Below are 10,021 nucleotides of genomic sequence, written 5' to 3' on the forward strand. Positions count from 1 at the left end.
TCCGCCCTATTCCAACCGGCTTGCTATACAATAGGAAAACTTTCCACCTGGATATATGGACGAGCGCCCGTTGCGACGGGGGCGTCCTTCGTGGAAGCTCATACGGTCGAACAGCGCATACGCAAAGGAGGTCTGAGGTTATGGAGCCGAACATCAAAGAGGTGGCGGGCCGCATTCGCGCGCTGCGCGAGGACCTGGACCTGACCATGCAGGAGATGGCCGACGCGACGGGTCGCTCGGTTGCCGAGTACGCCGCGCAGGAATCGGGCGAGCAGGATCTGTCGTTCACCTTCCTGTACAAGTGCGCCCAACGCCTGGGCGTCGACGTCATCGAGCTTTTGACCGGCGAAGACCCGCACCTGACGGGCTATTCGCTCACGCGCGCCGCCGAAGGCCTGTCCATCAAGCGCCGCGCCGGGTTCGAGTACCTGCACAAGGCGCCCCACTTCAAGAACAAGCTGGCCGAGCCCTTCCTGGTGACGGCCCCGTTCCTCGAAGAGGAGCAGCGCGAGCCCATCCACCTATCCTACCACAAGGGCCAGGAACTCGACTTCATCATCTCGGGCCGCATGCGCTTCGCCTACGAAGACCATATCGAAGAGCTCGAGGCGGGCGATCTGCTCATGTACGACTCGAGCCGCGGCCACGGCATGATCGCCGTCGGCGGCGAGCCGTGCACGTTCCTCGCGGTCGTCATGAAGCCGAACGGGGAGATTATCTAGGCGCTGCCCGACGGGCCGCGACCCGCGTCGCGCGCCCTGCACAGCGCCTCGCATCCGATGATCCCATCCGTCTCGCGGCGGGTCCTTCCGCTGCATCCGCGTAAGAAAGACACCATCATGAGAAACATCAACCTCCGCTTCGTTCAGGAAACTTACGACGAGGACGGCATCTTGACCGACTTCGAGGTCACGTGCCCGCCCGATTTCAACTTCGGCTACGACGTGGTGGACGACATCGCCGAGAACGATCCCGACCGCCGCGCCATGGTGTGGTGCAACCCCGAGGGCGAAGAGCACGTGTTCACGTTCGCCGACATGAAGCGCTGGTCGGACAAGACGGCGAACTTCCTGGCCGCCCAGGGCATCGGACGCGGCGACATGGTCATGGTCATCCTGCGCCGCCACTACCAGTTCTGGTTCGTGGCCCCGGCGCTCGCGAAGCTCGGCGCCGTCATGGTGCCCGCCACGTTCATGCTCAAGGAGCACGACCTGGAGTACCGCCTGAACGGCGCGTCCATCAAGGCCATCATTGCCACGTCGCTCGGCGACATCGCCTCGGTGGTGGACAACGTGGCCGACGCGTGCCCCACGCTCGAGTGCCGCATCCTCGTGAACGGCGCGGGCGGCGGCCTCACGCCCGAGGACGAGAACGGCGCCCTCGTGTTCCCCGACGACGGCCTGCCCCTGGGGGCGGCGCTGTCCGGCCCGGACGGCGTGTGCGCCTCGCCCGTCGAGCGCGCGGGATGGCTCGACTTCAACACCTGCGTGCGCGAAGCGCCCGAGCACCTCGAGCGGCGCGAGACGGCGGCGGCCGACCCCATGCTCATGTACTTCTCGTCCGGCACGTCGGGCAACCCGAAGATGGTGCTGCACGATTCCGAGTACGCCATCGCGCACCTCGTCACGGCGAAGCACTGGCACAACGTGGAGCCCGACGGCCTGCACTTCACCATCGCCGACACCGGCTGGGGCAAGGCCGTGTGGGGCAAGTACTACGGCCAGTGGCTCATGGAGGCGTGCGTGTTCACGTACGACTTCGACCGCTTCCATCCCTCCGACATCCTGTCGCTCATCGGCCGCTACGGCATCACCACGCTGTGCTGCCCGCCCACGATGTACCGCATGATGATGACGGAGAACATCGACGGCTACGATCTGAGCTCGCTCGTGTACTCAACGACGGCGGGCGAGGCGCTCAACCCCGACCTGTTCGACTTCTGGAAAGAGCACACGGGCCTCACCATCTACGAGGGTTTCGGCCAGACCGAGACGCCGCTCACCATTGCGAACCTCACCGGATCGACGCCGCGCCCCGGCTCCATGGGCAAGCCCGTGCCGCTGTACAACGTGGAGATCCAGCGCGACGACGGCACCCGCTGCGACACGGGCGAGACGGGCGAGGTGTGCATCGACATCCACGGGAAGGCCGCCGGCATCATGCTCGAGTACTACCGCGACCCCGACAAGACGGCCGCCGCCATGCACGACGGTTGGTACCACACGGGCGACACGGCCTGGTGCGACGAGGACGGCTTCTTCTGGTACGTGGGGCGCAACGACGACGTCATCAAGTCGAGCGGCTATCGTATCGGGCCCTTCGAGATCGAGAGCGTGCTGCTCGAGCACGAGGCGGTGCGCGAGTGCGCCGTCACCGGCGTGCCCGACCCCACGCGCGGCAAGGCCGTGAAGGCCACCATCGTGCTGGCCGACGGCTTCGCGGGCTCGGGCGGGCTCACGCGCGAGCTGCAGACGTGGGTCAAGCGCAAGACGGCGCCCTACAAGTACCCCCGCATCGTCGAGTACGTGGACGCGCTGCCCAAAACCGTGAACGGCAAGATCCGCCGCGCGGCCATCCGCGAGTCGGACGAGGCGGCGAAGGCTCCCGAGGGGCTCGTGTGATGGGGGAGGACGCCCTCGAGGCCTTGCGCCCCGTCTTTGCCGCTCCCGTGGTCGTCGTGTGCGGCCATTACGGGGTGGGCAAGACGAACCTCGCGCTCAACCTGGCCCTCGACGCGGCCGACGCGGGACGCGCGGTGACGCTCATCGACCTCGACGTGGTGAACCCCTTCTTCCGCTCGAGCGACTATCGAACGCTGCTCGACGAGCGCGGCATCCGCTGCATCGCGCCCATCTTCGCGGGCACGAACGTCGACGGGCCCAGCCTGTCGGGCACCATCGCGCCGGCCATCGAGGGGGCGGGGCGCGCGTGGGAGCAGGGCGACGAGCGCCCGCTCGTGCTCGTCGACGCCGGCGGCGACGACGTGGGCGCCACGGCGCTCGGCCGCTTCGCGCGCACGGTGGAGGCGGCTCCCTACGAGATGCACTACGTGGTGAACCGCAGCCGCAACCTCACGCAGGAGCTGGCCGAAGCGGTGGAGGTGCTGCGCGAGATCGAGGAGAAATCCCACCTGCGCGCCACCTGCGTGGCGAACAACACGCACCTGCAGGGCGACACCGACGCGGCCCTCGTGGAGGCGGGCATCCCCTTCGCCTGCGCGGTCGCCGATGCCGCCGGGCTGCCCCTCGCCTATACGACGGTGCCCGCCGCCCTCGCTTCGCAGGTCGCCGACCGACAAACTACCCACCACGCACCGAATGGGGATCGGCAAACGCTCTATCCTGTGCAAGTATATGTAAGAACTCCCTGGGAATAGACGAGAGAGCTGCGCGCCGGACGCATCGCGTCCGGCCGTTGTGCATGAAGAGACGAGACGAGGAAGGCGAATCATGGCGAGAATCAGCGTAGACGACTCCTTCTGCAAGGGGTGCGGCCTGTGCGTTGACGCGTGCCCCGAGCAGATCATGGCGCTTGATCACGATAAGATCACCGCGAAGGGCTACCACCCCGCATACTGCACCGACATGGAAGCGTGCACGGGCTGCATGTCGTGCGCGACGATGTGCCCCGACGTTGCGATCACGGTAGAGAGGTAGACCATGGCAGAGAAAGTGCTCATGAAGGGTAACGAGGCTCTGGCGGAAAGCGCCCTGCGCGCAGGCTGCCGCTTCTTCTTCGGGTACCCCATCACGCCGCAGACCGAGCTTGCGGCATACATGTCCAAGCGCATGGAGAAGGTCGGCGGCACGTTTTTGCAGGCTGAAAGCGAGATCGCGGCCATCAACATGGTGTACGGCGCGGCTGCGGCCGGCGCCCGCGTCATGACGTCGTCCTCCTCGCCGGGCATCTCGCTCAAGGGCGAGGGCATCTCCTACATGGCCGGCGCCGACCTGCCGGGCGTCATCATCAACGTGCAGCGCGGCGGCCCGGGCCTCGGCGGCATCCAGCCGTCGCAGGCCGACTACTGGCAGGCCACGCGCGCGCTCGGCCACGGCGACTTCCATGTGGTCGTGTATGCCCCGTCCACCGTCCAGGAAATGGCCGACTACGTGTACTCCGCCTTCGACGTGGCCGACGCGTACCGCACGCCCGTCATGATCCTGGCCGACGGCATGCTCGGCCAGATGATGGAGCCCGTGGTCATGCCCGAGCCGAACGACGTGCTGCCCGAGAAGCCCTGGGCAACCGTGGGCCACGGGCACAAGCGCGCGCACAACGTGGTCAACTCGCTGTACCTGACGGCCGAGGCCCTCGAGGACCTCAACGTCGAACGTTACAAGCGCTACGCCGCCATCGAGCGCGACGAACAGCGCGCCGAGTCGTTCCTCACCGAGGACGCCGACATCGTGGTGGTGGCGTTCGGCGCGAGCGCCCGCGTGGCCCGCAGCGCCGTGGTCGCCGCCCGCGAGAAGGGCATCAAGGCCGGCCTCATCCGCCCCATCACCCTGTGGCCGTTCCCCGTGGACGCCATCGAGGCCACCGTTCCCCAGGCGAAGGCGTACCTGTCCGTGGAGATGAACATGGGCCAGATGGTGGACGACGTGCGCCTCGCGCTCGCCGGCCGCCGCCCGGTGGACTTCTACGGCCGCACCGGCGGCGTCATCCCGACGCCGGTCGAGGTGCTGGCCAAGCTCGAAGCTATGAACGAGGAAATCGCTACCTGCAAAGGAGGGGAGTAAGCCATGGCTGAGAAGGAAATGAAAGTCGTGTTCGAGAGGCCCCATGCGCTGCTGCCCGTCGTGACGAACTACTGCCCCGGCTGCTCGCACGGCATCGTGAACCGTCTCGTGGCGGAATGCCTCGACGAGCTCGACGTGGAAGGCGAGACGGTGGGCATCGCGCCCGTCGGCTGCACCGTCACGTCCTACGACTTCTACGGCTGCGACATGATCGAAGCCGCCCACGGCCGCGCGCCGGCGGTGGCCACCGCGGTCAAGCGCGTGCTGCCCGACGGCGTGGTGTTCGCCTACCAGGGCGACGGCGACCTCGCCAGCATCGGCATGGCCGAGACCGTGCACGCGGCCACGCGCGGCGAGAACATCACCATCATCTTCGTCAACAACGCCATCTACGGCATGACGGGCGGCCAGATGGCCCCCACGAGCCTGCCGAACCAGGTGACGCAGACGTCGCCCTACGGTCGCGACACCGAGACCGCCGGGTTCCCCATCCGCGTGTGCGAGCTGCTGAGCTCGCTCGACGGCGTGGCGTACCTCGAGCGCGTCACCGTGGACTGCCCGAAGAACGTGCGCAAGGCGAAGAAGGCCATCAAGAAGGCGTTCCAGACCCAAATCGACAAGCGCGGCTACTCGCTCGTGGAAATCGTGGGCACCTGCCCGACGAACTGGGGCATGACGCCGCAGGACGCATTCGCCTGGATGAACGAGAACATGCTGCCGTACTACCCGCTGGGCGTGTACAAGGATGTGGTGGCCGACGGCTACGCGAACGCGGCCGAGGCTGCCGCCGACCGCGCCGCCGCATGCCCCATCGCGAACCCCGCACCGGCTACGGAAGGAGGCGCGCGATGAGCCGCTCCCTCAACATCGTGCTGGCCGGCTTCGGCGGCCAGGGCGTGCTCTTCGCCGGCAAGCTGATCGCCTACGCCGGCCTGCTCGAAGACCGCGAGGTGTCGTGGCTGCCCTCGTACGGCCCCGAGATGCGCGGCGGCACGGCCAACTGCAGCGTGTGCCTGTCCGACGACGCCATCGGAAGCCCGCTCGTGCTCGTGCCCGACGTGCTCGTGGCCATGAACCAGCCCTCGCTCGACAAGTTCGAGACAAGCGTCGCTCCCGGCGGCATCGTGGTGGCCGACTCCACGCTCATCCAGAGCGTCCCCGAGATCGAGGGCGTGCGCATGTGCGCCATCCCCGCGACGGCCATGGCCGAGGAGGCGGGCTTCAAGAAGCTCGCGAACATCATCCTGGCCGGCAAGCTGTTCGCCGAGACGAGGTTCTGCGAGGAAGAGACGCTGTGGAAGGCCATCGAGAAGTGCGTGCCCGCCAAGAAGACCGCCATGCTCGACATGAACAAGCGCGCGCTGCAATTGGGTATCGACGCGTAGGGAAGGACACTGATGGTAGCTGAACTGGCCGAGATCGGCCTGCGCATCAAGGGGCTGCGTGAGGCGTGCGACGTATCGCGCGAGGACATGGCGGCCGAGCTGGAGGTGCCGCTGGAGACGTACGTGCGCTGGGAGGAAACCGGCGACGACGTGCCCATCTCGGCCATCTACCACATGGCCCACCACTTCGGCGTGGAGTTCACCGAGATCCTCACCGGCACGGCGGCGAAGCTCGACACGTACCAGGTGGTGCGGTGGGGCGAAGGCCGCGAGGTGGACCGCTATCCGGGGTACCACTTCGAAGACCTCGCCTGGCGCTACACCGGCAAGATCATGCAGCCGCTGCTCGTGGTGCTCGACCCGTCCGACGAGCCCGCGAAGCTCGTGTGCCACACGGGCCAGGAGTTCAACCTCGTCATCGAGGGCACCGTTGTGGTGACCTGGGGCGACAAGGAGTTCGAGCTCAATGCCGGCGACAGCATCTACTTCAACCCGGAGCATCCGCACGGCCAGCGGTGCGGCGGCGACGTGCCCGCGAAATTCGTGACCATCATCGCCGAGTGATGCGTTCCGCCGTTCTCCGAACGGCGGAACTGCTCGACGCTGCGAAGCGTTGTGGCGGCTCATCTTGCCGCTCCAAGCCCTCGTCGCGTACCCAAGGTACGCTTCCTCGGGCTTTCACGGCAATCTGAACCACCACAACGCTTCTCGCTGACTTTGCTGGACCGGTAAGGCGTGAGAAAGGAAAGCGCGACCCGTGAACCATATTCTGAAACAGTACTGCCCCCGCATCGAGTTCGACTCCTACGAGGACTTCTTCGAGAACTTCCAGATCAACGTGCCCGAAGCGTTCAATTTCGGCTTCGACGTCGTGGACGAGTGGGCGCGCGTCGAGCCCGAGAAGCGCGCGCTCGTCTGGTGCGACGACGCGGACGAGGAGCGCACGTTCACGTTCGCCGATCTGTCGCGCCTGTCCAACCAGGCGGCCAACGCGTTTCGCGCGCTCGGCATCGGCAAGGGCGACGTCGTCATGATGATCCTGCGCCGCCGCTGGGAGTACTGGGTGTGCGCCGTGGCGCTGTGCAAGCTGGGGGCCACCATCATTCCCGCGTCGCTGCAGCTGACGAAGAAGGACATCGTCTACCGCGCCGAGAGCGCGCAGGTGAAGATGATGATCTGCGTGAACGACGACTACGTGTGCGGGCAGACCGAGCTCGCGTGTCCTGAGGCGCCGTCCATCCAGCAGCGCATCATCGTGGCGGGCGAGCGCGACGGATGGACGCCGTTCAACGAGCTCGTCGACGGCGCGTCCGACGTCTTCGAGCGCCCGACCGGCGAGGCCGGCGTCACGAGCAAGGACACCATGCTCATCTACTTCACGTCCGGCACCACGGGCATGGCGAAGGCCGTGTGCCACAACTTCGCGCACCCGCTCGGGCACATCATCACGGCGAAGTACTGGCAGCAGGTGGAGGAGGACACGCTCCACATGAGCGTGACCGACAGCGGCTGGGCGAAGTTCGGCTGGGGCAAGATCTACGGCCAGTGGATCGCCGGCGCCACCATCTTCGCCTACGACATGGACAAGTTCGTGCCCACGAAGCTGCTGCAGAAGATCCAGGACTACCGGCTGACCACGTTCTGCGCGCCGCCCACCATGTACCGCTTCATGCTGCAGGAGGACGTGAGCGCCTACGACCTGTCGAGCGTGCACAACTTCGCCACGGCGGGCGAGCCGCTCAACGCCGAGGTCACCATCGCCTGGAAGCGTCTGACGGGTAAGAACATCCGCGAGGGCTTCGGCCAGACCGAGGGCCCCGTGCTGCTGGCCACGTTCCCGTGGGTGGAGCCGCGCCCGGGTTCGATGGGCAAGCCCTCGCCGCTGCTCAACATCAAGCTGCTCGACGACGAGGGCGTGGAGGTGCCCGACGGCGAGGAGGGCGCCATCTGCGTCACGGGCCTCAAGGAGGCCTACCCGCCGGGCCTGTTCACGGGCTACTACCGCGAGCCGGAACGCACGCAGGAGGCCGTGGGCGGGGAGTACTACAACCTTCACGACATGGCGTGGCGCGACTCGGACGGCTACTGCTTCTTCGTGGGCCGCAACGACGACGTCATCAAGTGCTCGGGCTACCGCATCGGCCCCTTCGAGGTGGAGAGCGCGCTCATCGAGCACCCCGCCGTCGTGGAGTGCGCCGTCACGGCTGCGCCCGACCCCATCCGCGGCAAGGTGGTGAAGGCCACCGTCGTGCTCGCGCGCGGCTTCGAGCCAACCGAGGAGCTGGTCAAGGAGCTGCAGAACCACGTGAAGAAGACGACGGCACCGTACAAGTACCCGCGCATCGTCGAGTTCGTGGACGAGCTGCCGAAAACCATCGGCGGCAAGATCAAGCGCAAGCTCATCCGCAACAACGACGGCATCGAAGACTGACGAGGAAGGGCGCCTGCAGGGGCGCCCTTTCCGCTTCTTCCGCGTGGTATCATGCCCTCATGGAACCTACCGATCCGACATACCGCGACTTCGCCCGATGGGCGCGCCAGACGCTCGAGGACGTCGCGCGCGACTGCGACGTACAGGTGTTCCGCGCGAGCGGGCCGGGCGGGCAGTGCGTGAACACCACGGATTCGGCCGTGCGCATGACGCACGTGCCGAGCGGCCTCACGGTGGTGTCGCGCGAGTCGCGCAGCCAGTTCCGCAACCGGCAGCTGTGCCTGCAGAAGCTGCGGGCGCAGTTCGAGCGCAGGGCCGTGCCGCCGAAGGTGCGCCGCGCAACGAAGGTGCCGCGCCGCGCCAAAGAACGCCGTCTTGCGGAGAAGCGGCAACGCTCCCAAACGAAGGCGCAACGGGGCCGCATCGACGAGTAACGCTTGCGTGCCTGTTGCCCTACGAACGCCGCACGGTTCGGCGACCGCCTTCGATCTCGACGTATCGTGAAGCCGTTACGACGGAAAGCGCCTGATCGGAGAATCGGCGCGCTTGCGATATAGGAGGAAGCGCATGGCGGATTTGCAAAGCCCGAAGGACCGGATCACCCTGCGGAACGGCTACGGCATCCCGTGCCTGGGATTCGGCACGTGGAAGATGCCCGACGGGGAAGTGGGGATCGACGCCGTTCACCAGGCGCTCCACGACGGGTATCGCCACATCGACACGGCGGCGGCCTACGAGAACGAGGGCACGGTGGGCAAGGCGCTCGCCTCGGGCGACGTCTCCCGCGAAGATCTGTTCATCACCACGAAGGTGTGGAACTCCGACCGCGGCTACGACGCCACCCTCAAGGCGTTCGAGAAGTCGCTCGACCGGCTGCACCTCGACTACGTCGATTTGTACCTCATCCACTGGCCGGCCGCCGAGCACCGCGACGCGAACTGGAAGAGCACGAACGCCGACACCTGGCGCGCGCTCGAATCGCTCTACCTCGACGGCAAGGTGCGCGCCATCGGCGTGAGCAACTTCAAGCCCGAGCACCTCGAGCCTCTCATGGACACCGCGCAGATCCTGCCCATGGTGGACCAGATCGAGCTGCATCCCGGCTGCAACCAGGAGGTCACGCGCGAGTTCTGCAATCGCCACGACATCGTGGTGGAGGCGTGGTCGCCCCTCGGCTCCGGCCGCGTGCTGGAGAACCAGCTGCTCATCGACATCGCGGCCAGCTACGGCTGCACCGTCGCGCAGCTGTGCCTGCGCTGGTGCCTGCAGCGCCGCGCCATCCCGCTGCCGAAGTCCACGGACCCGGCGCGCATCGCCGAGAACGCCCGCATCTTCTGGTTCAACATCACCGACGAAGACCTGCAGCGCATCGACGAGCTGGACCCCCTCGGCCAAAGCGGCCTCGACCCCGACACCATCGACTTCTAAACCACCTGCCGCGCACAGCTGCACCCCCTCCCCGAAGG

Annotated in this window: 10 protein-coding genes and 1 pseudogene; all 11 read left to right on the plus strand. The window is 66.7% G+C overall.

What is annotated here, in order from left to right; all coding sequences use genetic code 11:
• Positions 1–140: 140 nt before the first annotated feature.
• The 11 genes and pseudogenes from C1876_RS14550 to C1876_RS14600 all read left to right on the plus strand — a co-directional run bounded on the left by C1876_RS14550 (position 141) and on the right by C1876_RS14600 (position 9,983).
• Entirely contained in the window at positions 141–722 is a 582-nt protein-coding gene (locus C1876_RS14550) for a helix-turn-helix domain-containing protein (RefSeq protein ID WP_114547451.1), read from the plus strand.
• Positions 723–839: 117 nt separating this feature from the next.
• Positions 840–2,621 (plus strand): AMP-binding protein, encoded by a 1,782-nt coding sequence (locus C1876_RS14555; RefSeq protein ID WP_114547452.1) that lies wholly within the window; start codon positions 840–842, stop codon positions 2,619–2,621.
• Complete coding sequence (locus C1876_RS14560; protein WP_114547453.1) at positions 2,621–3,376, plus strand: nucleotide-binding protein; 756 nt, start codon at positions 2,621–2,623, stop codon at positions 3,374–3,376. Before C1876_RS14555 ends, C1876_RS14560 begins: the two co-directional genes overlap by 1 nt.
• 73 nt (positions 3,377–3,449) lie before the next feature.
• Complete coding sequence (locus C1876_RS14565; RefSeq protein ID WP_114547454.1) at positions 3,450–3,656, plus strand: 4Fe-4S binding protein; 207 nt, start codon at positions 3,450–3,452, stop codon at positions 3,654–3,656.
• A 3-nt stretch (positions 3,657–3,659) separates the two neighbouring features.
• Entirely contained in the window at positions 3,660–4,739 is a 1,080-nt protein-coding gene (locus C1876_RS14570) for a 3-methyl-2-oxobutanoate dehydrogenase subunit VorB (protein WP_114547455.1), read from the plus strand.
• A gap of 3 nt (positions 4,740–4,742) precedes the next feature.
• The gene (locus C1876_RS14575; protein WP_114547456.1) at positions 4,743–5,591 is read left to right on the plus strand and encodes a thiamine pyrophosphate-dependent enzyme; all 849 of its coding nucleotides are present in this window, start codon (positions 4,743–4,745) and stop codon (positions 5,589–5,591) included.
• Complete coding sequence (locus C1876_RS14580; protein WP_114547457.1) at positions 5,588–6,124, plus strand: 2-oxoacid:ferredoxin oxidoreductase subunit gamma family protein; 537 nt, start codon at positions 5,588–5,590, stop codon at positions 6,122–6,124. The genes C1876_RS14575 and C1876_RS14580 overlap by 4 nt, the downstream gene beginning before the upstream one ends.
• A gap of 12 nt (positions 6,125–6,136) precedes the next feature.
• The gene (locus tag C1876_RS14585; protein ID WP_114547458.1) at positions 6,137–6,688 is read left to right on the plus strand and encodes a helix-turn-helix domain-containing protein; all 552 of its coding nucleotides are present in this window, start codon (positions 6,137–6,139) and stop codon (positions 6,686–6,688) included.
• Positions 6,689–6,881: 193 nt separating this feature from the next.
• Positions 6,882–8,555 carry an AMP-binding protein gene (locus C1876_RS14590; protein WP_114547459.1) on the plus strand — a complete coding sequence of 558 codons (1,674 nt, stop codon included), beginning with the start codon at positions 6,882–6,884 and terminating at the stop codon, positions 8,553–8,555.
• Positions 8,556–8,704: 149 nt separating this feature from the next.
• A pseudogene (locus tag C1876_RS14595) lies at positions 8,705–8,989 on the plus strand (peptide chain release factor-like protein); the annotation flags it as partial.
• A gap of 133 nt (positions 8,990–9,122) precedes the next feature.
• A complete protein-coding gene (locus tag C1876_RS14600; protein ID WP_114547461.1) occupies positions 9,123–9,983 on the plus strand; it encodes an aldo/keto reductase in 861 nt (286 codons plus the stop codon).
• Positions 9,984–10,021 lie beyond the last annotated feature (38 nt).

Source organism: Eggerthella sinensis (assembly GCF_003339815.1).
GTDB classification, from domain to species: domain Bacteria; phylum Actinomycetota; class Coriobacteriia; order Coriobacteriales; family Eggerthellaceae; genus Eggerthella; species Eggerthella sinensis.

Bases quoted from the DNA above. Each gene is read 5' to 3' on its own strand.
- C1876_RS14550 (WP_114547451.1), top strand. From the start codon at position 141: ATGGAGCCGAACATCAAAGAGGTGGCGGGCCGCATTCGCGCGCTGCGC.
- C1876_RS14555 (WP_114547452.1), top strand. From the start codon at position 840: ATGAGAAACATCAACCTCCGCTTCGTTCAGGAAACTTACGACGAGGAC.
- C1876_RS14560 (WP_114547453.1), top strand. From the start codon at position 2,621: ATGGGGGAGGACGCCCTCGAGGCCTTGCGCCCCGTCTTTGCCGCTCCC.
- C1876_RS14565 (WP_114547454.1), top strand. From the start codon at position 3,450: ATGGCGAGAATCAGCGTAGACGACTCCTTCTGCAAGGGGTGCGGCCTG.
- C1876_RS14570 (WP_114547455.1), top strand. From the start codon at position 3,660: ATGGCAGAGAAAGTGCTCATGAAGGGTAACGAGGCTCTGGCGGAAAGC.
- C1876_RS14575 (WP_114547456.1), top strand. From the start codon at position 4,743: ATGGCTGAGAAGGAAATGAAAGTCGTGTTCGAGAGGCCCCATGCGCTG.
- C1876_RS14580 (WP_114547457.1), top strand. From the start codon at position 5,588: ATGAGCCGCTCCCTCAACATCGTGCTGGCCGGCTTCGGCGGCCAGGGC.
- C1876_RS14585 (WP_114547458.1), top strand. From the start codon at position 6,137: ATGGTAGCTGAACTGGCCGAGATCGGCCTGCGCATCAAGGGGCTGCGT.
- C1876_RS14600 (WP_114547461.1), top strand. From the start codon at position 9,123: ATGGCGGATTTGCAAAGCCCGAAGGACCGGATCACCCTGCGGAACGGC.